The following is a 23,264-nucleotide window of genomic DNA, read 5'->3' on the forward strand; positions in this document are numbered from 1 at the left end:
GCAGAAATCATAGTTTCCTTCCATATAAATCAAGTGGAAACGGCTACGCCGTCCTTATTAGGACGGTACCCGTTTCAGCGAGAAATAGAAGGATAATGTATGGCGCGAAGCATATAAATTCTATGTTAAAAAAGAAGCGGTATTCACCGCTTACCGCTTCTCGCTTCTGCATCACAGTGCATTAATAGATGGTTCTTCCCCATTGATCGGCAATGCCGCTCTTCCGGAAGAAGTACGTATTGATTCTGTCCCGCCACTCTTTGGAATGCTCGGCTTGTTCTGCGAGGCGGTCCGCTACCTGCCGGTACGCCTGTTCACCTACCTGGTCCTTCACCAGCTCCCAGGCGGCGGCCAGCTGGCTTGCCCGCTCCGCACCGGCAAAATGTGTATCATAAATGTGCTGAATCACGGTTTTGCCGGAATGGAGCACATGGGTATACGGGACATGGTGGAAAAAGAGCAGCAGCTCATCCGGACAGCTCTCAAGCGACTCGTACAGTTCCATGTTAACAGGGGCATATTGGGAGGTATACCCGGTTCCGGTTGCCGTGGTACGGTCCACACCAATCCCATCACAGTCTGCGAAGTGATAAGTCCCCCACATGGAATATTCATATCCATCCACATTAGGGCCGTAGTGATAGTCAGGATTGACCATAAACCCGACGCCCAGCGGGGCGGTATACGATTCATAAATCTCCCAGGAGTTCATCAGAATGTCCAGTATCGTCTGAACTAGGAGTTCATGGGTGCCAAAGGTGAGCATAATCCATTCCAGAGCAATTTTCTCGGCAGACATCTCCGGATTCCAGGCCAGACGGCCGTAGCCGAACAGATTCGCCTGGGCCAGCAGATGGCCCGTCCAATTGGTGTCATTCCCAATATTGGAGACGGCGGCAAAACCGCTGTAGGCATTGCCGTGAACACTTCCATCCACAATGCGTTTGACCGTAGTTCCTTCACCTTGGAGATGTGTATCAAAGTTTAGAATTTCCTTCCACTGGGGAACCAGATAACACACATGGCGTTGCTGTCCGGTATACTCCTGGGCAATCTGAAATTCAATGACTTGATTGGTCTGCGGCATGGCTCCAAGCAGCGGCGAGACGGGCTCCCTGACCTGAAAATCAATCGGCCCGTTCTTCACCTGCAGAATGACATTGTCCATGAAACGTCCATCCAGCGGCTGGAAATGATCATAGGCCGCCCGCGCCCGGTCTGTGGTGCGGTCGCGCCAGTCCTGCTTGCAGTTATACACGAAGCAGCGCCAGATGACGATGCCGCCATGCGGCTGCAGCGCTTCGGCCAGCATATTGGCGCCGTCGGCGTGATCTCTGCCGTAGGTGAACGGTCCCGGCCGGTTCTCCGAATCGGCCTTGACCAGAAATCCTCCGAAATCAGGAATTGCAGCATACACTTCCGACGCTGCGGCCCTCCACCATTCCCGGACGTCTGAATCCAGCGGATCTGCCGATGAGAGGCCGCCGATCTCCATCGTGCTGGCATAATTGATGCTCAGGAACAGCTTGATGGCATAGGCGCGGAAGATAGCTGCGAGCTTCGCCACATCCGGCAGGAATTCCGTCAACAGCCGGCTCTCCACCCGGTGGACATTCACGTTATTGATCGAGATGGCATTGATCCCGCTGGAGGCCAGCAGGCGGGCATAATCCTGGATACGCTGAAGATTGCCTGTTATCCGGTTATCTTCATAAAAAATAGATTTCCCGGCGTATCCCCGCTCCACACTCCCGTCCATATTGTCCCACTGGTTAATCATGCGCAGCTGATTGACGGGATTCTCTACAATACTTAATTGCCGTACAGAGCCGCCTGTTCCCATGATCCGCAGCAGGTGAAATACTCCATATAATATACCTGCGGATGTGACTGCTCCGATGGCAATATTGCCGGTAAGGCTGTCGGTTTGAATCGCATAGCCCTCCGCTTTGACAGCACTGCTTACACCGGCGCTGAACAGTTCATCTATCCCAGTGCCGGTTCCGAAGATTCCTATTATTATACCGGGAGCACTCTCGGTATCACCTGATATGGACACCTTGGTGCCCGTGATCCCCTCCATGCCTTGAGCCAACTCGTCCACAGCAGAACGAATAACAGCATCCTCCTGCGCATCAACTACAATATGTTTGTACACCGCATATTGATCAACATTCTCCCCCGCCGTATTCCGGCGGTACTGCTGCCAGGCCAGATATCCGTCTCCAGGGTGATACAACACAGAATTACTCATCAATAAGTCCTCCCTATGCCAAGTCAAATTCAAGGCCCGGAACAAGGCTTGTTCCGGGCTTCGTCCCTTGAATTATTTTTCGTAAGATTGTGCTGCTTCTTTCAACTGCTCGTAGGCTTTCTCCGGTGTGACTTTTCCAAAGCTAAGCTGATCCCGGACAAGCACCCAGTCCTTATCAATAAAGTTCGTCCAGCCTCCTGCTCCAGCGGACCAGGTCTGACCATCCTTTTCAGTGGCACGGAGGAGTTCTAATCCAACCTTGTCCAGATCGCTCATGCTTGCTTCCAGGGAAGTGGAAATTTCCTTATTAGCCGGCAGGCCGCGGAACGTCTGCAGAATTTTGCCCGCCTCCTGATCATTCACAAACCAGTTGATGAATTTTTTAGCTTCTTCGGCATGCTTGGAGTTTTTGGAGACAGACAGGTACATCGACGGTTTCAACCATCCGCCTGCTTCTTCTGCACGCGGCATGGTTACAAGTGCGTAAGCGCCTGGTTTAATACTGTCCCATGTCCCCAGGTTGTTAGAGAAGCTGTACCGGAACAGAACTTTGCCCGCTGCCAGCAAGTCCATTTGCGGATCATTTTCCTTGTCAGATGCGTTTACGTCCGCCGGAGGAACCAGCCCTTCCTTGCGCAGCTCTTCAAATTTCTTGGTCCATTCCAAGTAGGCAGCCTGATCGACGTTGAAGTGACCATCATCCGTGATAACCTGGCCTTTACCTTTGGCGTATTGGTAGGCCGAATACATGAAGTAGTTGCCTGCATAGTCCAAGGTGAAATATTGTCCGCTTGGCAGCTTGGCTTTGGATTCCTTCGCTAACGCGAAGAAGTCATCCCAAGTCCAGCCATTGGCCGGATTCGCAATCCCGAGCTTATCCATAGCGGCTTTGTCATACACCATACCGAACGCTACCGAACCCAGAGGAACAGCATATTGCTTGCCGTCAAGCTGGCCTCCGGCCAGTAATTTGGAGTCGAATTTGCTGACATCCACCTCAGGAGCCAGCTCAGTTAATTGCTTACGGGACATCCAGTCCGGCACCCAGCCCGGATCAAGCTGCACGATATCCGGTGCGTTATTAGCCGCAGCTTGAGTCGATAATTTGTCCAAATATCCATCCATACCGGAATACTCCGGCTCAAACGTAACATTCGGGTTGTTCTTAGTGTACAAGTCCAGCGCAGCCAGGGTTGCCTCATGGCGCGGCTGGGAACCCCACCACATAATGCGCAGCTTAACCGGTTCATTGCTTGGTGCAGCCGTTGCGGCAGTATTATTGCTGGCAGGTTCTGCAGCAGGTTCTGTATTGTTTTTTGCCCCGCCACCGCATGCCGCCATCGTTCCCAGCAAGGCTGTCATGGCCAGGACTGTAAGAGAACGCTTCCATTTCAACATCTTTAACCCTCCAATGTAATCTGTATTATCTTGCTACACCGTTATAGTAACAATTATATATAGAAGTTTATATGAGAGCGATGCACGATTTGTTTTAAAATCTCACGGAAATGCGCTGTTCGGAAAGTAACTGCAAAAAGCCGGGGCGGAATTTCTCCATCCCCGGCTATTGCTTTTTCTATAGTATTAGGTTTGAATGTTGTGTAAGAAGGAGCTTTAATAGGCGCCATATTCAAAACAATCAAAATCTGCCGCATTGTCAGAAGCCGTACCGTTACTCGTACAATACATTCCTATGCAGCAGCCCACAAACCCGCCTGCCGCCTCGGTACTCAAACTACTCGTATCCACATGTTCTGCAGCCAAATGATATTGATCTCCATCGGTGCTGTAATAGAAACTCAACTCCTGACCTCTCGCAGCCATCTTTAAATACAACCGCTGAGCATCAACATCTGCCTGCGCAACGTTCGCCTCCTGCCCGTTGATGCAGGTCACAACACGCAGGGCTTGCCTGTCGCCGTGCAATACGCGCTCGAACCGGATATGAAACTTATCATTTTGAATGACAGCAAGCCCTGCCGATTCATGGATGCTGCGCGCTTCAAACTCCATCACAGCGGCAGCCGTATAATCAAAATGCTGTTGCCGCAAACAGACAAAGCTGAGATTATCTTGATCCTTGAACGTTTGAGGTTTTAGCTTTAGCCGTAAATATCCTTTACGTTCTGTCAATGAATATAAATCCGCCTGCGGATTTCTTAAGAACATCCATTTCAGTGCTAGCTTGTCACTGTCAAAATGGTCGCAGCGCAATTGCGGCTCCACCGGAACCGGCGTCAATCCTATGACCCCCTGCTCCTCCAGAATTCCCCGGCCCTCATTGACTACAGGCCATCCATCCTCCCAGATCACTGAAGCAAGGAACGTCTCCCGCCCCAAATTACTATAGCCGCCTCCATAAGGACGTGAAGCAAGCATCACCATAAACCATTGACCGTCTTCAGCCTGAACCAGATCGGCATGCCCCACATTTATAATCGGGTAATGCTTGCCCAGATGACGATGTGTTAGGATCGGGTTGTTCGGATTCCCGGCATAGCCTTCTGTCAGCTTCCGGCTGCGTGCAACGGTCACCGCGTGATTCGGCCCTGTTCCTCCCTCGGCAATCATTAAATAATAGATGCCATCTTTCTTGTACAGATGCGGCCCTTCCGGCCAAATTACGTCTGTCATGGCGCCTCTCCAAAGGACATAGCTCTCACCTGCAAGCTCCATGGTCTCCATGTTCAGTTCCTGAATCCATACTTCCCAGTTACCGTCATAACGCACTCCAGTTGAATTAGGCCTTGTCCCCAAATAATAAGCTCTCCCGTTATCCTCAAAGAAAATCGTGGGGTCAATCCCTACCGCGCCTTGAATAAAATAGGGCTCCGACCATGGCCCGGCGGGATCGGTTGCTGTAACAACAAAATTCCCCCCATGGGTTACATTAGTCGTAATCATATAGAACTTGCCCTCATGATAACGTATCGTTGGGGCAAAAATCCCCTGGGAGTGCCCGGCTCCCTGTAAGTTCAATTGTGAAGAGCGGTCCAGCACATTGCCAATCTGTCTCCAATTCACAAGATCACGGCTATGGAAAATCGGCACACCCGGAAAATAGGCAAAGGTCGATGTCACCAAATAATAGTCTCCCCCGACCCGGCATACGGACGGGTCCGGATAAAAACCCGGCATAATCGGGTTATTATAGGTGACTGAATCGTGTTTCTTGGCAGTGATCATTCTTTAACTCCTCCAATCATATTTCCGATGTTGATTATTGCAGAATCGCAATTTGCAACAGCGGCTATTTAGCTTTATTTAATAGATGATAGTGTTATAATTGGGATGTTTGCGGCTAGAGAGCGGTTGGCGCAACTCTGCGTTAAAAATATGAACTTGATGCAAAGGATACAGGTACAGCCTATGAAGTCAATTTGTTATGGTTTCCGTGAGGGTTCAATTTGTAAAGGCAATGGCTATAAACCGCCAAATTTACATAAATGGGGCCCGGGTGTCCGCGATGTGTATGCCCTGCATTATATTGTAAGCGGAAAGGGCTATTTGAAGACATGCCATACAGCCTTTCCTGTGGAAACAGGCGAAAGTTTCATTATTTTTCCGCATAGGGAAGTGTATTATTATCCTGATCCACAAGACCCTTGGGAGTACTTTTGGATTGAATTTAATAACGGTGCTGAGACCTCACGCCTCTTGTCGATGATTGATTTTGCGCCCGGTTCTCCGGTTGTGAAGGCATGTCCGCAAGATCTCCGGCCATTGTTTCATATGGTCAAAACCGCCGGAATGGAGCCGTTCGAAAGAGAGCGTTCGGATGCAGGGCTGCATCTTTTATTGTCATACTACATGGAGCATTACCCGAGTGACAAAGCTTTTCTCAAAAAAGACTACGTATTATCCGCAAGGGAATTTATTGAAAGCAACTTTTGGAAGCCCTCATTATCCGTTCTGGACGTAGTGGAATTTGTGAAGATTGAGCGCAGCTACTTGTTCCGGCTGTTTAAAGAAGCAACCGGCACATCCATTTCCGGCTACCTGACCGCATTCAGGATACAGCGTGCCTGCGAATTATTGAAAACTTCCCAGTTGTCTGTGAAATCGTTAGCCTACTCGGTTGGCTACCAGGACCCGATGTATTTTTCAAAAGTATTCAAAAAAGTAACCTCGTCTACTCCGTCGGATTATAAAAAAGCATTCAACACCGGAAGTACTGAGTAAGAATCCCTGAGGCAGGCAATAAGCCAAGCTAATATCAGTAGTACGCCTTATCGAAACAGCACACAATTCCCGGATTTGCGGAAATATTGAATCAATTGCTCAATGGGCTCGCGTCCGCATTTCAGTTGTTCCCCAAGACAGTCTATACACAGGAAGTCTTGCGCATTGTGCGTAACAAGCTTCAGGTAAATCGCCACATCATCCGTCATCAGGGGAACTCCGCATGTTCTGCATGTTCTATTCATGTTCACGCTCTGCTTTAGACCAGTTTGGCCCGCACAATCAGACAATCGTGAGCCGGAACTACAGGAGCGTATCTTTCTCTGAACACGCCGATTTCTCTGTGCTCCCAGCAGTCATACAATGACAGCGCTTTGCCGGAAGCATAGGGAAGTCCGAAATCCCAGAATTGGAGCGACATTTCCCTCTGGCCGTCACTCAGATTGAAGAACCCTATCGCCAGATCTCCGTCCGTTAGCACTTTTACCAGCATAAACACATCATCCGCATGAAACCACTGTGGTTCTGGCTTGATGCGATAAGCCCCGCGGCCTTCCACATCCTGATTCATCGCAATCAAGTCCGGGTTCATCAGAATATCCCTGGTGGCCTGGTTGGCTTTGCGGATGTCGCTGCCAATCATCAGCGGTGACCCCATCATGCTCCATAAAGAAAAATGGGTTTTGTACTCGACATCACTGCAGCCGCCGATTTGGCTTCCGATAAAGTCGCTGTTGCTGCCTCCATACATCCCGACAACCAGCATGTCCAGATCATTATGGCAGTAGGCTCCTGTATAACACGCTTTATCAAGCTGCGACAAAGCCAGGCTTTTGATGGAATCCCAGCTATCCTGAATATCCCCTGTGGACCGGTACATATGCGCGCCGGCTTCACGAATCCAATGATACACATTATCCTCGCCCCAATTGCATGCTGAGAACAGAATGTCTCTCCCGCAGTTTTTCAGTGCCAGACTCATGCGTTTGTACAGCAGTTCCCCTGACATATGTCTGGGCTTAAAGCAGTAATCATACTTTAAAAAATCGACGCCCCATTCCGCCAGTGATGCCGCATCCTGAAATTCATGCTCAAAGCTCCCCGGATATCCTGCGCAGGTATGTGTCCCTACACAAGAATACATTCCGAATTTCAATCCTTTGGAGTGAATATAATCTGCAAGCGCCTTCATTCCGCCCGGGAATTTTGTCGGATCGGCGACCAGCTTCCCCTCCTCGTCCCTGTCCTTCAGGCTCCAGCAGTCATCGATAACAATGTACTCATAACCTGCATCCTTGTACCCCTCTGCAACCAGGGTATCAGCGGCTTCCCGAATAAGCTGCTCATTAATATCCCAAGTAAAGGTGTTCCATGAATTCCATCCCATTGGGGGCCTCAAACCAAGTTGTTGTTTGTTCATACCATGATTCATCCTTTCGTGTTACCCCAAGATTAGATGCAAGAACAAATGCCCGTATTCTTAGTGTATTTAATCATACACGACTCTTTGAATCTATAGCGTGACGTTGCTTTCATATCGACATTTGTTGCATTTTGCGTAAAAAAGATCAAATTCCCCCACTGTGCTTCACCGAAACTCACCCTAAGTAGAAAATGGGCAACTAATTGGGGGACCTAGCTGCTCCCACAAAAAAGTTGGACCACGATGGTGATGGAGTCGCGTGTGAATAAAAAGGCCCCAGGATGATCTCCTGGGGTTTTGTTATGTTTATTGGATCCTTCAACTGACCCAGCTCTCTTTATATGTGGAATAACTTCATGAATTTCGATGCTAATGACGGAATCGATTACAATCAGTGCTAACGATTTACACTGGCGTAATTAGCTGCTTATGGTTGTAGCTTGTTCAACCTATGGTTAAATAGATAATCCTGTCGAATACATATGTTATTTCGTGTCGAATAATGGAATATTATGAGCATTATACAAAAATACGTTTAGTGACTATGATTCCCATTTATTCCGTGATATTCTTTCATTAATGCAAACGTTTGAACAACCTAATCATTGAATCAGAGGAAAGCAGCAGAGTGAAAGGGCTTTAGGTGTTATTTCGTATCCACAGTTTGGGGATTCTCGGACTGAATGGAAATCATGCCATTGCTCTGAGTGATCTCGCAATATATTTAGCGGGCGTTTGCAAAGGAAAAAATATGGCCAATTGGTCCCGACAAAGAAGGGGGGCTTTGACAAATAATAAGTTTTTTTGCATCTATACAAAAAGGAGCATGTCAAGTAGTTGAATATGCGAAATTATCCATAAAATGCACATGGTGAGAGCATAAGCTTACGTCTATTCCAATCAGCATTGGTGACATAGAATCACCTCCCGTTGTTTAGAGAATCAAGCAAAACTCAGACCTGGGTGCCCGTGGAAACCACCGATTTCAGCCTCGTCATTAGCACTCATCTGCAAGCGTCCGGCAATTGATGGGATGCTACTCCCCGGAACGTATGCGGCGGCGCAACCAACGGTTAGAACATGAGTGGTGGATCACGGGTAGCAAGCTTTAACAGCAGTACCTTTCGGACCGCAAGGAGAGTAAGAAATACCCTGAGAGACGCTTGTTGATCCCATTGTTCCACAGGCAGGTCTGAGAAGATATAGCCGATTATTGACGATGGGGACATGGCCCATCTAGCGGCTAACGCTATGAAGTTATTAAAAAGCGCATGACAAAGAAAAACAGTAGTAACAAAGATGGATGATGGACCTCAGCTTCCTCATTCGAGGTGGAGCAGTGGAGCAAAGGTGAAACGGGTAAAGCGGAATGAGGAAGCTAAAGCTTTTCTTCAAGCCAAGGTCCCCTGGTTCCTTTCCTCGCCCCTCGGGCTGCGGTACGGATTCGGTTCCCTCCAGTTAGGGCCCTAACTGGAAATTCAATTCGTTCCTGTTTAGCTGCCCGGATCAGCTGGAAAAAGAACGAAAAGATCTTACAATTACGATATATACGAGGAGAGAGATTATGTTGAAAAAGCAAACCATACTGCTGTCCCTGTTTCTATTGACAATTGTTTTTTTCGCCAGCTTTTTTTCTATACCTGCTCGCGCTGCGGATACCTCCTATCCGCGTAACTTAGCTCCAATCGGCACTATCACTGTAAGCGATACGTCGAGTCCTGACGGGGAAACCAAAGAAAATGCGTCGGATCGAAATTATTTCTCAAAATGGCTGGTGTTTTCGCCAACAGCTTGGATTCAGTACGAATTCCCAGGCCAATCCACATATGCTCTTAATTCCTACAAGATTACATCTGCTAACGATCACCCCGAGCGGGATCCTCAAGGCTGGACATTGGAGGCTTCCATCGACGGCGTGATTTGGACCGCTGTTGACAGCCGGCAGAATGAGAACTTTTCCTACCGGTTTCAATCGAAATCCTATTCATTTAGCAACACGACTGCTTACAAGTATTACCGATTCAATTTCCAATGCCTAAGCGGGACTATTGTGCAGCTGTCGGAAATTGAGTTGTTCGACGGATCGCAGGAAACCTATGCAAAGCCGAATCCACTCATTTCAGCAAGTGGGGAAACCCTCCCTGATCATGGCAAAGCCAATGCTTTTGACGGTACCAGCAATTCAAGTTGGCTGACTCCGCAAAGCAGCGGATGGCTTCAATTTGATTTCGGACAACAGATCGTCATCGACGGTTATGCGTTTAGCGCTGCTAACAGTGCTCCGGACAGCGACCCGAAAATATGGGATTTGAAAGCTTCTACCGACAATGTGAATTGGATTACGATCGACTCCAGAAACAGCGAAGATTTCCGTTATCGGCACCAGCGCAACCACTATGTGCTGCCGACGAATCAAAAGGCGTATCGTTATTACCGCTTTGAATTGTACAATCATTCCGGCGACGCACTTCAAATCGGGGAAGTTGCGTTCAGTCGTCCAGATGACGCATGGCATACTGTTGCGCCTATTATCGACATGCACAATTTGGATACGACCAACGGCTACTTATTTGATCAAGCCATTCCGGATCCGCAGAGCGATATCCTAGCCGTCATTCGTCAAGTTTGCAATACGCTATACGCAAGTCCGGCTGATGTACCGATTCGTCCGAGAACTCTGCATGTAACTATCGGTAATTATGATGGTGTAGCAAGTGTTAGCGGAAGTCCGACAGATGCGGATCTCACGATAAGCTCCCGCTATCTTAAAAGTTATGCAGATTCCGGGAAACCGCTCCGTCAGGAGATTCTAGGTATCTTATATCATGAACTCACACATGTGTACCAGTTCGATGATCGAGGTACGCCGGATATCGGCTATATGATCGAAGGGATGGCCGATGCGGTACGTTTTGAGAATGGCTACCATGACCGGTACAGCATGACACCGGGAGGCACCTGGCATGACAGCTACGGAACGAGCGGCAACTTTTTTCGCTGGATCGATGAGAAGAAGCATACCGGATTTCTGCGTGAGCTGAACGCGAGCTTAAATCCGTTTGACGGCCAAACCTGGACACCGGCTGTGTTCCAGCAAATTACCGGAACTGACGTAGACACCTTGTGGAACGAATATCAAGTTTCCCTGGATAAAAGTCAGCCGACGGCACCGGGTGATCTTACAGCCACAAACACTACGGATACCACCGTCACATTATCCTGGTCTGCATCAACGGACAATCTAGGGGTTGCCGGATATAATATCTATTCTAATGGCATCAAAATCAGTACTACACAGTCAACCAACTATAAGGTAAACGGACTTACAACCGGATCTTCATATACCTTTATGGTTAAAGCGGTGGATCATTCCGGAAATGAATCCTCAGCAAGCAACACGATAACCGTTATCGCCAAGGCCAGCAATACTGCTACAATTTATTACCGGAAAGGATTTGCTACCCCATACATTCATTATCAGCCTGATGGGGAAAAGTGGACGACCGCTCCAGGCGTAGCGATGGCGGATTCCGAGTACAACGGCTACAGTAAATCCACCATCACTTTGGGCAGCGCAACCGGGTTGACAGCTGCCTTTAATAACGGTTCAGGTATGTGGGATAACAACGGAGGCGCTAATTATAAGTTCTTGGCCGGCGTATCAACATTCATTAATGGTACCATTACATCTGGCTTCCCGCATCCTGACGGTGTTACCATTGTAATCTCAGTTCCTGCTAACACACCGGCAAACGAGGATCTGTATCTCACTTCGAGTCTTACGGGCTGGAATACCGCAGATGCCAATTATAAGCTGACTCGAAACGCTGACGGTACCTACAGCATCAAGTTGAACGTTGCCGCCGGCACGAATATTCAATACAAAATCACCAGAGGTTCCTGGGCAACGGTGGAAGTAAACAGCAACGGAAGCGATATCGCAAACCGTTCATTGACTACAACAGCTGGAGCTTCTACCGTTTCAATCAGCGTTCAGCGCTGGAAAGACAAATAAGAACACCCTAAGTGGAAAAAGGGTAACTAATTTAGCGTTTTTCGCTCCTCATGAGGTAATATGACCCAATTAAGCTCCATTTTTCCACTTAAATCTCATTATTTTCGATTTTCCGCAAAAATAAGTTCCCTTTTTCCAACTAGCCTTTGCGAAGAAGCGGGTGAGCAGGTGCTTGTTGGAAAAAGGATATTTAGACTGACTAATCCTTTAGCTTTATAGTTTCTAAGATATGAATCAACCGAAGCTAAGCAGCCATCCCGCTTCAACAACGGCATTTCTGCCGGTGTTTCCGGGCAATCCGGCTATGGCGAATGTGCTGAATACGGATTTCAGTATACATTTGCATGCCGATTATACGTCCGATCTTCTCAAGCAATGATTTTGATCTTGCACGTAAAGCGCTGATGTTACATGTAAGCGATTACTTAAAGGACCCTGTGGAACCGGCAGAACTGGCTAGAAGCCTGGAGGCAGTGAAACGGAAACTGGAATCTCCGAATAACCCCTTTCCTTCTGCACAAGCCGTACACGAAGCTGTGGCAGGGAGAGTACCCTCCTCCAGCTCAATCATCGAAGAGATCAAGCTCTATGTGGAGGAGCAATTGCACCGGAATATTACACTTAAGCGGATTTCTGATGTACTGAACTTTAACTGTGCCTATCTCGGACAGAAATTCAAGCAGCATGAAAATATGTCCTTCAACGAATACCTGCTGCGGCGGCGCATGGAGAAGGCGAAGCGGCTGCTGGAAACCACCGAAATGAAAATCTATGAGATTGCGGACGCCGTCGGTTATACGGAAATAGACTGGTTCTACAAAAAATTCAAAGAATACACGGGAACGAGCGCCAACGAATACCGCAAGCAATGCTTCATCACAGCCTGAACCCGAGGGCGGACTCCATCTATTGCAACATGCATTAGAGGATATTTAACGGCTGCGTGTCTTAAGCCGGGCATAGCAGCCGTCCGCCAGAGGTTAATATTTGATAAATATATATAATTATTGAAAATTTGAATTATTTCTGTTATTCGATTGCAGTTTCATCTAATAATAGATCAATAACTGGTGAGGATCGGTCATTGTTTGAATACAGACGATAATTTATTATAGTTGCATAGATATGAAAGCGCTAACATCAAAGAGGGTTAGGGGGAAATACCGTTCGGCAAAGCCCATCGGGCAAGTTGAAAATTGTTTATCTAATGGAAGGAGGATGGCATACCGGACAGTATATTTAAGGGTATAGCGGCTCTGCGAAAGCTTCAATTATACAAAGGGGAGTGAAACGATGCGCATCCACAGCATGAGAAGCAACTCGATCCGAAAATTTCTTTATATTTCGCCCTTTATGGTTTTACTTGCTATCTTTGCGTACTATCCGCTCTACGGATGGGTGTATGCCTTCTTCGACTATATGCCGCCGATTCCGCTGTCACAAGCACCATTTGTCGGTCTCAGATGGTTCCGTTCCCTGGTAGAAAACCAGGTGAAGGTCGACCAGCTGCTTCAGGTCATCAAAAACACGTTCGGCATGAGCGGGCTGAGTATCCTTTTCTCTTGGCTGCCCATGATTTTTGCGATCTTCCTGACAGAGATCAAAGCGGTGCGTTTCCGCAAATTTATCCAGACCGTAACCACCCTTCCAAACTTTATCAGTTGGGTACTCGTCTATTCCCTGGCATTTTCCATGTTCTCCAGTGAAGGTGTGGTCAACGGCTTTTTGAGCCAGATAGGGCTTATCGACTCTCCTGTACTCTTTCTTCAGAACTCGGACCATGTCTGGATTACGATGTGGATATGGGCCACATGGAAAACATTGGGCTGGTCGGCTATTTTGTATATCGCGGCGATTATGAGCATCGATGAATCCCTATATGAAGCGGCTTATGTAGACGGTGCGACTAGAATGCAGGTCATCCGGCATGTGGTTTTGCCAAGCATGCTGCCGACTTATTTTGTGCTGCTGATGCTCCAGATTGCCAGCTTCCTGAACAACGGGTTGGAGCAGTATTTTGTTTTCCAGAATGCCTTCAACAAAGACACCATACAGGTATTGGATTTATATGTATACAACCTCGCCATGGGCGGCGGGAGCTATTCCGTTTCCGTAGCGATCAGTATGCTGAAAAGCCTGATTAGTGTTGTGCTTCTCTTTTCCGTAAACGGGCTGTCTAAAATGTTAAGAGGAGAGGGCATCGTATGAGTGACAACCAGACAGGACTGGCGCCGAATGCCGCAAATAATAACCGCCGCTTCTCCAAAAAGATTAAAATGCAGGTCAGTACAACTGACAAATTAATTTCTGTTGCGATTTATATCGTGTTTTCGCTCTTTGCATTTATCTGCGTATATCCGTTTTATTCGATTATTATCAATACGATCAGCGCCAATGATCTCAGCGCCAAAGGCGAGATTGTGTTCTTGCCGAAGGGAATCCATTTTCAGAACTACATTGATGTGTTTAAAATACCGGGACTGTGGAATGCATTTGTCATTTCCTTGGGGAGAACGGTAATAGGCACCCTTTTGACGGTCGGGGCCTCTGCCTTTTTAGGCTTCATGTTTGCCCAGGAGGATATGTGGGGGAAAAAATTCTGGTACCGGTTTACCATTATTACGATGTTTTTTAATGCCGGCATTATCCCCTGGTATCTGACCATGAGATCCCTGCACCTGACCAACAATTTCCTGGCATACATTCTGCCGTCTATCGTTGCTCCATTTTTCATCATTCTTGTAAAGACGTTTGTGGAATCCACGCCGAAGGAATTGCAGCAGGCGGCCAGCATTGACGGCGCCGGAACGTTCACTATCTTTTACAAGGTGATCCTGCCCATCAGCAAACCGATATTGGCTACAGTCGCCATATTCTCGGCAGTGAACCAGTGGAACTCCTTTCAGGATACGCTGCTGCTGGTTACGGACAGCAAATTGTACAGTTTGCAGTTTATTCTGTATAACTACATCAATCAGGCCAGTTCCTTGTCCACCATGGTCAATCTGCAGAATGCCGGATCAACCGCCATTGCCAGTCTGTCCACCAAGCAGACTACCACATCCATTCGTATGACCGTTACCATCATCGTCGTCGCACCCATTTTGCTGGTTTATCCCATTTTCCAAAGATTCTTCGTAAAAGGAATTATAATCGGTGCAGTCAAAGGTTAATTTGCACTATTATGATACATTACTCATTTGGGGGGCTGTAAATGAATACACATCGTAAGCTGGCAAGAAAATCTTTGCTGCTCTTTGGCACCACGCTTCTTCTGGGAGCAACGGCACTCAGCGGATGCACCGGCAATTCCAACAATGCGGCAGGAACAGCAACTGAGTCAGCCGATCCGGGTGCAGGCATCGATCACAGCAAACCGCTGACCATTACCGTGTTCGACAACGCGGCAAATTACCAGGGAGAGCAGACCGGATGGTACGGAAAGCTGATTAAGGATAAGTTCAACATCACCTTAAACATTCTGTCTCCGCAGGTTGCCGGCGATCAGCTATACAAGACAAGGTCGGCATCGGGAGATTTAGGAGACCTTCTGATTATTGATAACAGCCAGTTAGAGGAATTAATTCCAGCGGGTATGATTATGGATCTCACAGATAAGATCAAGAATACGGAGTACCTGTCCAAATATGTAGACAATCACTTTAAGCCGTTCAATGCCGCCTTCGAAAGCATCAATCCGGACGGTAAAATTTATGCGCTGCCGACTTTTGTATCCGACACTTCCCCAACGACCTTCTCGGAAGAAATCCCGTATTCCAGTCCGATTATGCCTTGGGATTATTACAAGGGGATAGGCTCGCCCAAGCTGAACAATCTGAGTGATCTGATGAATGCCCTGAAGCAGATGCAGGAGAAATACCCCAAGACGCCGGACGGTAAACCCATTGTTCCGATCACCCTGTGGAAGGACTGGGACAATGGAAGTATGGAGAATGTCCGTTGGTTAAGCAACTGGTACGGCTATGAGCAGCCGGACGGAACCTCGACCCTTCAGCTCAATGCCAAAGGGGATATCGTGCCGCTCGTTGACGACAACAGCATGTACAAAAAAATCCTTCAATTCTATTATGACGCCAATCAGATGGGACTGGTTGACCCTGACTCGCCATCCCAGGATTGGAATAAGGTCTCTGAGAAACTGACCAATAAACAGGTGCTTCTCTTATGGTATTCCTGGCAAAGAGGCTTCTACAACACCATTGAAAGAGGCACTAAAGGTGACGGCAATGTGGCCATTCCGATCGCTGATACCCACATTATCCAGAACAGCGATGCCTACTTCGGGAACGGAAGAGTATTTGCTATCGGTTCAAAAGCAAAAAATCCGGATAGAATTATCGAATTCATGGATTGGCTGGCCTCCCCGGAAGGTCTGCGCTACTACACCAACGGATTCGAAGGCTTTAATTATGAAAAGACAGCGGACGGCAAGTTCAAGCTGACTGAAGTGGGTCAAACCGCTTTCCAAAAGAATACCCCCGTTCCTGATGAGTACGGAGGCGGAGGATATCAAGACGGGCAGAGCAAGCTCAACACGATGATTATGAGCGATTTTGTAGTTGACCCGGAAACGAATGAATTCTACAACAACAATTACTGGAGCTCAACCATAGAGGCAAACAAGACAACCCTGACTACAGAATGGCAGAAGGCTTATAATGCAGCCACCCCGACTGAGTATTATCAGAAAAACAATATGATTGATATCGTGCCCAATATCAATACCAGTCTCGGGTCGGATTCATCGGACATTAAGAATAAACGAAGCCAGATCTCGGATTATGTAAAAAACATCTCCTGGAAAATGATATTCGCCAAAGATCAAGCAGAATTCGATCAGCTCTGGACCAGGCTGAAGAGCGATGTGGTTGGTCTTGGTTGGAATGATGTCCTTGCCGTGGATACGGAAAGAGCACAAAAAATCGTTAAGCTGCGTGCGGATGCAGTCGCTAATAAATAAATCATTGTTACACCAAGCGCTTGCGCATATCCTGACCTAATCAAAGGGACGCTCCCAACAGCCATATCAGGTCTGTCGGGAATGTCCCCTTTGGGTCTTATAAGGCTGCAAGCAGCGGGTAGCCTGTAAGCAGCCAGCTAAAAAATGCGCCTGGAGAACTGGTACAGGCCGTTCTTCCAGACCGGCCAATCGTGGCCGCCGTTTTCCTCCGCCCAGATATGCGGCACAGCATGCTGCGCTAGATAGGCATGTGTCCGGTCACTGACATGCTTGAGGCTATCCAGATCCCCGCACGATAGCCAGAGCAGGCTGAGCAGTTCCGCGGTCTTCTGCGGTTCCGGCACCAGCAGCTCGGGCAGCTTCGTGTTGGGCGCCGGGGAGAACGCCCCGATCCAGGCGAACCGGTTGAGGTTATTCAGACCGATATTCAGGGACTGCCCTCCGCCCATCGATAACCCCGCAATGGCGCGGTGCGCCCGGTCTGTCAGGACCGGATAGTTCGCTTCGATATAAGGGATAAGATCATAGAGCAAATCCGATTCGAAGGTTTCGAACGCCTGCACCTTGCCGGGAGCAAATATATCACCTTCCGCGCGGTCATTCAGCATGGCCCGGCCGTTGGGAAGAACGACGATCATGGGCTTCAGCATTTGATCCGCATACAAATTGTCCAGGATGATCTGGGGCCGGCCATGATTGTACCATTCCATCTCATCTCCGCCAATCCCGTGCAGCAGATATAACACGCTGTATTCCTGTCCGGCGGAGGCGGAATAACCGGGCGGCACATACACCATTGCCTTCCGGGTGTTGCCTACCGTTGTGGAGGGATATTCTATGGTATGGATCGCCCCCCGGGGAATGCCTTCCCTCTCCTTGTCATATCCGGCCGGTGCCGTATGCATCTTATAATTCGGATGACTTTCGTTCATCCCCGCTCATTCCTCTCTTGGCAATGAAGGAACCCCCGGCCTGAGTGAATGGTCAAGGGTTCCAACTGTTATTTTGGTGGCTTCGATTTGAAGGCTATAGCAGCCAAAGAAGAGTTCCCTCTGCTTAATTGGACGGATAGGGATTGATCGGTTGAATGGTGCCGTCCGGGTTATACTTCAGCTCTGTATATTTGACGCACCGCTTATGGTTAACACCGTCAGACAACGAGCAGTCATGATAGAACAGATACCATTTCTCTTCAAACTGTACAATGGAGTGATGCGTGGTCCAGCCGATCACGGGTGACAGAATTTCTCCCTTGAAGGTGAACGGGCCCATAGGCTGCTCACTGACGGCATATACCAGCGATGCTTTGTGCCTGTTGAGTAAGAAAGATAGTACAGCCCGTTATATTTATGGACCCATGGCCCTTCGAAATACCTCCGGTCCTCGTCGCCGGCAAGAATAGGGGTTCCTTCTATGTCTACAATGGAAATTTCCTGCGGCTGCTCCGCAAATGAGAGCATATCTTCACTCAGCACCGCCACACGCGGCCCGATCGCGGGCTTATCCAAGGCAGGCCCTTCTTGTCCGGGATTGAATTCTCCGCTCTGCCATTTCTCCAACTGCCCTCCCCAAAGCCCGCCAAAATACATATAGGCCCGGTTGCCTTCATCGACAAAGACAGCAGGGTCTATGCTGTAGCTCCCCGGAATATAATCGGGCTGTGCCTGAAACGGACCTGCCGGAGAAGGAGAAGTCGCCACGCCAATACGGAAAATGCCTTCCTTGTCACGGGCCGGAAAAAATAAATAATAGGTATTATTCTTGAAAGCCGCATCCGGCGCCCACAATTGCTGCGAGGCCCAGGGAACGTCTCTCAAATGAAGCGCCTCCCCATGATCCACCACCGGTGAAGCCAGATTCTCCATCGATAAAATATGATAGTCTTCCATAGCATATTGATCCCCGTTGTCATTGCTCGGTCCGTCATGATCCAGATCGTGGGAAGGATAGATATAAATTTTGCCTTCAAACACATGTGCAGACGGGTCTGCGGTATAGATATGGGTGACGAGCGGTTGATTGGGCTTTGGAATTGAGTTCATGCTGCAGCTCCTTTTTGTTATCGATATTCATCTATCCCGCGGTTTAGCCTACGGTTACTTCTATGGATACATTCTTCAGCTCCTGGTTCAAATCTTTATCCTCTGTCAGATCCAGGACCGGAGCACCGTCAATGTCAAAATGCACGCGGCGCAGGCCGGAGCTTCTCGGTCCGTCAATTCCCGGTCTTGCGTGGTAGGTGTTCCATATGACTCCATCCTCGTCTGTCACATAGGAATTATGGCCCGGCCCATATTCCCCCGGCACGCTTCTGGAGGTCAGCAGCGGATAATTCCCTTTGGTCCAACTGCGGATATCCAGCAAATCCGCGTCCTTGCCGGCTGTTAAGAGACCTACAACATAGGTTGCATCCACCGCTGCGCTGGCAAAGGTCAAAAATAATTTATCAGCAGTATAAAGGGCGAATGGCCCTTCATCCACAAAGGTATGATTATTGGCCCAGCCATAATCGGGTTTGGTCAGAAGCACCGGATCACTGGTCAGCTTCCACGGCTCCTGCGGGTCGATTGTGGCGATATAAATCCAGGCTCCAAGATCGGCAGGCACGAACTGGCGCTCTGACCAGGCGGCGTAATGCTTACCGTTCCATTGAATTACGGTCATATCGAGGGAAATGGTCTTCCCGGCTTCGCACAAATACGTGCCGTCTTTCTTCACCACACGCCGGGGCATCGACCAATCGGCAGCGCACATCGGATTACCGCCCCCCTGCAGCTTCATGACATGCGACTCTTCATACAGAAATTCCCCCGGTGTTGCCGCATGAAAGATATACAGCTCATCCTCAATGATATGAAATTCCGGCGCCCACAGCAGCCCGCCGATCTGCTCATAGGTATTAGAATCCAGAATCAATGCTTCTCCGGCATTTACCAGACCGGGGATGGTGTCGGCTTCCCGCATATATAATGTGTGATTTTGGTCCGCATCGTTGGTGGCAATGAAATAATACTTCCCTTTCCATTTCGCAATGCAAGGGTCGGCACGGTCGGACGCAACCGGAAACGGGTAATGTTCCTGATGGACTTCACCAGAAATTCTGTAGGTTCCCGCCTTGTCCCAATCGATTTCGTCCGTATTCCAATGGACCCTTTTCAGCGCTTTGGTGCCATCACTGTACAGCGCCGTGGCCCGGATGGCCTTCACATCCTCTTCTGAAGCTGCTGTTACGCGGTCGGGGACTTCAATCGCAATGTTGGCCGGAACTGTTAGCTTGCAGTAGAGCCTGCGGGCTATTTCCTTGGGTACCGGGATGTAGTTACGCGGCAGAATCCCCTCGATATCGGCAAGCACAGGCTCCAATGTAAAAGGCTGGGCCGCTTCCGGTGCCGAAATATCCTTCAAGCTCATAATATCGGCAATAAAATTCTGATAACCGTTCCCCAGCTCATCGATCCAGCGGATCAGGTAGCCTCTCCGGCCGGTATCGTACCCGCAGGAGACATCGCTTACAATAGTATCTGCCTTAAGCTCCAGCAATCCAACTTCGCTATACTGCAGCAAATCACCGGAAGAGAACAGCAGCACCTTTCCCTTGCTCTCTGCATCGGCTTCGCCTTCTGCCTCTGTACGAACGGCGATCACTCCGAAATTCCCCTCGCAGGTGCGGAAAAGATACGGATTCTTCAAGCTCTTGGCGCGGAGTGTACCATCCTCATTCTCTGTCGCCCTGGCGAATAAAACCCCTGAATTATGGTTCAATTCCTGAAATAGAAGCCCGTCATTGCTGTAAGCCAAATGCATACTGTGCGCCAGCTTCGGAGCATATACCATGTCCTCCTGCGGTAACCGGGTATAACAAAGGATATAATTCCGATCTTCGTTCTTTTGTGGTATCATGAAACCAATGACCTTCCTTCATATTGATAATTTCTAATAACCAGAACCCCGTATTTCAGGAATCAGATTCAGAAATCTCCCCAAATGACCTTATTTGACACATAAATTATAGAAAAATACTGAATTCCAAACAATGATATATCCTGTTCAATAATTGATGTATCCGAAGAAAGGGGAAGCTAATGCCCAAGATCCGCTACGTAGAATTTGACGCTGCTCATCCTGACGATTTTGTGTACTCTATACCCGATGGCCTGGATGCCTGGCTTCTGGTGCTCACACAGACCGCAGCGCTGTTTGAGGTTGCCGGAGAATTGAAGGAGTTTCCGGCACATTCCGCTGTTCTATATCCGCCTAACCATGCCATCCATTACCGTGCCTGCTCCACACAGTACGTTAACGACTGGGTCCGTTTTGATGCGGACGAGTCCTATATTACGGAGTCGGCCTTGCCTGTTGGTGTTCCATTTTCCCTGCCGGACCCCGGTTACTGCCATCAGTTGTTTCAACTGCTGACATTGGAGAACACTTTTCACAATGACTACCGGGAGCTTTCCATTGACTACTTGTTTAGAATCTTGTTTAATAAGCTTCACGAAGCGTCCCAAGACAAGTTGAGTCCGCAATACTATAAACTTCTGGAATTGCGCAAGGCTCTGTACAATAACCCGGGCCATCCTTGGACCGTTTCATCGATGGCAGAATATCTGCACATAAGTGCAGGCTATCTGCAGACGATATATAAATCAACCTTCGGTATTTCCTGCATGGAGGATGTCATTCATTGCCGGATTCGGCTGGCCAAAGAAAAGCTTGTCTTTGGCCCCCACAAAATTGCCGAGATTGCAGCGCTCTGCGGTTATGCAAATGTGGAGCATTTCTGCAGGCAGTTCCGGCAGCTTACCGGCTGCTCCCCCCGGGCCTACCGGGATAAGCATGCCTAGATAATAAAGAGACTGGACGGACAGGCCTAATTCTGCCTAATATAATGGAAATAATCGAAATCGGCATAACCGCCGGACGGTTGGGTCGCATAACTGAACAGGCCAATCCGGTACCCCATAAAATGATCCAGCGTATATCTCATGTGCAGCGTCCGGCCAATCGGCTTCCAGCCGGTTCCGTCCTCCGAATAGAAGAAACTGGCCTGATCCAGGCTATCCTCATAATTGAAATCTATTCGAAGATACACCCGGTCGCCGGTGAACGCTACACTTTCCACTATCTCCTCGCGGCCGTCCCCGCCGTTGACACACATGTCTACGCTGAACCGGCCCTCTTCCCCGGCCGCTATCCCGACAGTGCCAAACCCGTTTTGCAGGGCTGCCATACCAGCACGGTCGCCGGGCTGCATACCGGAGAGGTCCAACACCGTCTCCGCGCTGCAGGCGGGACCTTCCGTACGCTGTGTCAGCGTATTGCGCGCCCGCAGGATGCTGTCCGCTGCCTGACCGGTGCGCAGCCGCAGATGGCCCGGCCGCTCAGTGACCGACCATAACCCGTTGTCGGGATTATGGTTCCACTGCCAGTTCAGCGCCAGCCGGTTGCTCTCATAGTCGAACTCATCGCTGATGACAAGCGGCTTCGGCTCCGCAGCAGGAAGCTTCGTCGCAAAAGCTTGAGGCGCTTTGCCGTTCTCCCCGATGACCGGCCAGCCGTTCTCCCAGCTCACAGGAAGCACGCAGGGAATCCGCCCGACAGCATCATGATCCTGGAACAGCACCGCGTACCAATCGCCACCGGGTGTATCGACAATGCCGCCTTGCGCCACGCCGTTATTATGGTAGCCCAGATCATCGTCGAGAATAATTTTCTGTTCATAGGGACCCAGAAGCCCGCGCGAACGGTAGCATAACTGGCGTCTGCGCTGATTGCCGGTTCTTGGCCATTCAATAAAGAATAAATAGTAATATCCGTTCAGCTTGTACGCATGACAGCCTTCGATCCGCAGCATAATGTCTTCCCGTTCTCCCTCAAGCAGCAGTTGAGCGGTTCCACCGGGCTTCACCGCCGTCAGATCCTCCGTCAGCTCCTTAATCCGGATATCACCATTGCCGTAGATCACATAGCTGCGGCCATCATCATCCAGCAGCAGGCCAGGGTCATGGTGAAGCCCCGGGATCACCGAACGCTCCCATGTTCCTTGCTCAATATCCTCTGTCCGGTAAATATAGAACTGGTCCATGTCATTGGATGAGAAACAAACGTAGTACACCCCGTCCTTGTAACGCAGGGATGCCGCCCAGGAGCCTTTGCCATAAATTCCTTTTCCGTCCAGCAGCCGGTGGGCATCGTTATCCTCCAAGATATCATAGACATAATTTACAATTTCCCAATCTTTCAAGTTAACCGATTTCATAATCGGACAGCCCGGCATGGAATGCATACTGGTGCTGACCATATAGAAGACAGGTCCTACCCGGATTACGTCAACATCCGGAACATCTGCCCACATGATAGGATTGGTTATGGTGGCGGTGTTCACTGCATTACCCCCTTAGGATGGATT

General features: G+C 49.0%; 16 protein-coding genes and 1 pseudogene. 8 read left to right on the forward strand and 9 right to left on the reverse strand.

The window, feature by feature from the left end:
• Positions 1-181: 181 nt before the first annotated feature.
• The 3 genes from BLQ82_RS11135 to BLQ82_RS11145 all read right to left on the reverse strand — a co-directional run bounded on the left by BLQ82_RS11135 (position 182) and on the right by BLQ82_RS11145 (position 5,440).
• Positions 182-2,254 (reverse strand): alpha-glucuronidase family glycosyl hydrolase, encoded by a 2,073-nt coding sequence (locus BLQ82_RS11135; RefSeq protein WP_062527204.1) that lies wholly within the window; start codon positions 2,252-2,254, stop codon positions 182-184.
• 72 nt (positions 2,255-2,326) lie between these two features.
• Positions 2,327-3,652, reverse strand: a complete 1,326-nt coding sequence (locus BLQ82_RS11140) for an ABC transporter substrate-binding protein (protein ID WP_062527202.1) — start codon at positions 3,650-3,652, stop codon at positions 2,327-2,329.
• A 216-nt stretch (positions 3,653-3,868) separates the two neighbouring features.
• Positions 3,869-5,440, reverse strand: coding sequence for a glycoside hydrolase family 43 protein (locus tag BLQ82_RS11145; RefSeq protein ID WP_062527200.1), 1,572 nt, complete (start codon positions 5,438-5,440; stop codon positions 3,869-3,871).
• Positions 5,441-5,545: 105 nt separating this feature from the next.
• Between BLQ82_RS11145 and BLQ82_RS11150 the strand changes: the two genes are divergently transcribed.
• Positions 5,546-6,436 carry a helix-turn-helix domain-containing protein gene (locus BLQ82_RS11150; protein ID WP_244280765.1) on the forward strand — a complete coding sequence of 297 codons (891 nt, stop codon included), beginning with the start codon at positions 5,546-5,548 and terminating at the stop codon, positions 6,434-6,436.
• A gap of 47 nt (positions 6,437-6,483) precedes the next feature.
• Here the strand turns inward: BLQ82_RS11150 and BLQ82_RS31380 are convergent, their stop codons facing one another.
• A complete protein-coding gene (locus BLQ82_RS31380; RefSeq protein WP_208861947.1) occupies positions 6,484-6,645 on the reverse strand; it encodes a hypothetical protein in 162 nt (53 codons plus the stop codon).
• A gap of 50 nt (positions 6,646-6,695) precedes the next feature.
• Positions 6,696-7,856 (reverse strand): glycoside hydrolase family 27 protein, encoded by a 1,161-nt coding sequence (locus tag BLQ82_RS11160; protein ID WP_062527194.1) that lies wholly within the window; start codon positions 7,854-7,856, stop codon positions 6,696-6,698.
• A 206-nt stretch (positions 7,857-8,062) separates the two neighbouring features.
• On the opposite strand from BLQ82_RS11160, the gene BLQ82_RS33185 reads away from it, so the two are divergent.
• The 6 genes from BLQ82_RS33185 to BLQ82_RS11190 all read left to right on the forward strand — a co-directional run bounded on the left by BLQ82_RS33185 (position 8,063) and on the right by BLQ82_RS11190 (position 16,855).
• Entirely contained in the window at positions 8,063-8,128 is a 66-nt protein-coding gene (locus tag BLQ82_RS33185; RefSeq protein ID WP_074648190.1) for an excalibur calcium-binding domain-containing protein, read from the forward strand.
• Between the two features lie 1,295 nt (positions 8,129-9,423).
• Positions 9,424-11,874, forward strand: coding sequence for a basic secretory protein-like protein (locus tag BLQ82_RS11170; RefSeq protein WP_062527192.1), 2,451 nt, complete (start codon positions 9,424-9,426; stop codon positions 11,872-11,874).
• A gap of 344 nt (positions 11,875-12,218) precedes the next feature.
• Entirely contained in the window at positions 12,219-12,761 is a 543-nt protein-coding gene (locus tag BLQ82_RS11175; RefSeq protein WP_062527190.1) for a response regulator transcription factor, read from the forward strand.
• Positions 12,762-13,167: 406 nt separating this feature from the next.
• A complete protein-coding gene (locus tag BLQ82_RS11180) occupies positions 13,168-14,082 on the forward strand; it encodes an ABC transporter permease subunit (protein WP_062527188.1) in 915 nt (304 codons plus the stop codon).
• Entirely contained in the window at positions 14,079-15,047 is a 969-nt protein-coding gene (locus BLQ82_RS11185; protein ID WP_062527187.1) for a carbohydrate ABC transporter permease, read from the forward strand. Before BLQ82_RS11180 ends, BLQ82_RS11185 begins: the two co-directional genes overlap by 4 nt.
• 41 nt (positions 15,048-15,088) lie before the next feature.
• Complete coding sequence (locus BLQ82_RS11190; RefSeq protein WP_062527185.1) at positions 15,089-16,855, forward strand: type 2 periplasmic-binding domain-containing protein; 1,767 nt, start codon at positions 15,089-15,091, stop codon at positions 16,853-16,855.
• 137 nt (positions 16,856-16,992) lie between these two features.
• On the opposite strand, the gene BLQ82_RS11195 is transcribed toward BLQ82_RS11190, so the two are convergent.
• The 3 genes and pseudogenes from BLQ82_RS11195 to BLQ82_RS11205 form a co-directional block, all read right to left on the reverse strand.
• Positions 16,993-17,787: an alpha/beta hydrolase gene (locus tag BLQ82_RS11195; protein ID WP_062527183.1), complete on the reverse strand. Its 795-nt coding sequence runs from the start codon at positions 17,785-17,787 to the stop codon at positions 16,993-16,995.
• Positions 17,788-17,911: 124 nt separating this feature from the next.
• Positions 17,912-18,897: pseudogene (locus BLQ82_RS11200) on the reverse strand (glycoside hydrolase family 43 protein).
• A 43-nt stretch (positions 18,898-18,940) separates the two neighbouring features.
• On the reverse strand, positions 18,941-20,755 hold the full coding sequence (locus BLQ82_RS11205) for a family 43 glycosylhydrolase (protein WP_074648156.1): 1,815 nt from the start codon (positions 20,753-20,755) through the stop codon (positions 18,941-18,943).
• A 182-nt stretch (positions 20,756-20,937) separates the two neighbouring features.
• Here BLQ82_RS11205 and BLQ82_RS11210 point away from each other — a divergent pair, with 182 nt between their 5' ends.
• Entirely contained in the window at positions 20,938-21,699 is a 762-nt protein-coding gene (locus BLQ82_RS11210; protein ID WP_062527178.1) for a helix-turn-helix transcriptional regulator, read from the forward strand.
• A gap of 26 nt (positions 21,700-21,725) precedes the next feature.
• Here BLQ82_RS11210 and BLQ82_RS11215 read toward each other — a convergent pair whose 3' ends face one another.
• Positions 21,726-23,240, reverse strand: a complete 1,515-nt coding sequence (locus BLQ82_RS11215) for a glycoside hydrolase family 43 protein (protein WP_062527176.1) — start codon at positions 23,238-23,240, stop codon at positions 21,726-21,728.
• Positions 23,241-23,264 lie beyond the last annotated feature (24 nt).

It is taken from the genome of Paenibacillus jilunlii (assembly GCF_900102965.1).
GTDB classification, from domain to species: domain Bacteria; phylum Bacillota; class Bacilli; order Paenibacillales; family Paenibacillaceae; genus Paenibacillus_AQ; species Paenibacillus_AQ jilunlii.

Bases quoted from the DNA above. Each gene is read 5' to 3' on its own strand.
- BLQ82_RS11135 (WP_062527204.1), bottom strand. From the start codon at position 2,254: ATGAGTAATTCTGTGTTGTATCACCCTGGAGACGGATATCTGGCCTGG.
- BLQ82_RS11140 (WP_062527202.1), bottom strand. From the start codon at position 3,652: ATGTTGAAATGGAAGCGTTCTCTTACAGTCCTGGCCATGACAGCCTTG.
- BLQ82_RS11145 (WP_062527200.1), bottom strand. From the start codon at position 5,440: ATGATCACTGCCAAGAAACACGATTCAGTCACCTATAATAACCCGATT.
- BLQ82_RS11150 (WP_244280765.1), top strand. From the start codon at position 5,546: ATGTTTGCGGCTAGAGAGCGGTTGGCGCAACTCTGCGTTAAAAATATG.
- BLQ82_RS31380 (WP_208861947.1), bottom strand. From the start codon at position 6,645: ATGACGGATGATGTGGCGATTTACCTGAAGCTTGTTACGCACAATGCG.
- BLQ82_RS11160 (WP_062527194.1), bottom strand. From the start codon at position 7,856: ATGAACAAACAACAACTTGGTTTGAGGCCCCCAATGGGATGGAATTCA.
- BLQ82_RS11170 (WP_062527192.1), top strand. From the start codon at position 9,424: ATGTTGAAAAAGCAAACCATACTGCTGTCCCTGTTTCTATTGACAATT.
- BLQ82_RS11175 (WP_062527190.1), top strand. From the start codon at position 12,219: ATGCCGATTATACGTCCGATCTTCTCAAGCAATGATTTTGATCTTGCA.
- BLQ82_RS11180 (WP_062527188.1), top strand. From the start codon at position 13,168: ATGCGCATCCACAGCATGAGAAGCAACTCGATCCGAAAATTTCTTTAT.
- BLQ82_RS11185 (WP_062527187.1), top strand. From the start codon at position 14,079: ATGAGTGACAACCAGACAGGACTGGCGCCGAATGCCGCAAATAATAAC.
- BLQ82_RS11190 (WP_062527185.1), top strand. From the start codon at position 15,089: ATGAATACACATCGTAAGCTGGCAAGAAAATCTTTGCTGCTCTTTGGC.
- BLQ82_RS11195 (WP_062527183.1), bottom strand. From the start codon at position 17,787: ATGAACGAAAGTCATCCGAATTATAAGATGCATACGGCACCGGCCGGA.
- BLQ82_RS11205 (WP_074648156.1), bottom strand. From the start codon at position 20,755: ATGATACCACAAAAGAACGAAGATCGGAATTATATCCTTTGTTATACC.
- BLQ82_RS11210 (WP_062527178.1), top strand. From the start codon at position 20,938: ATGCCCAAGATCCGCTACGTAGAATTTGACGCTGCTCATCCTGACGAT.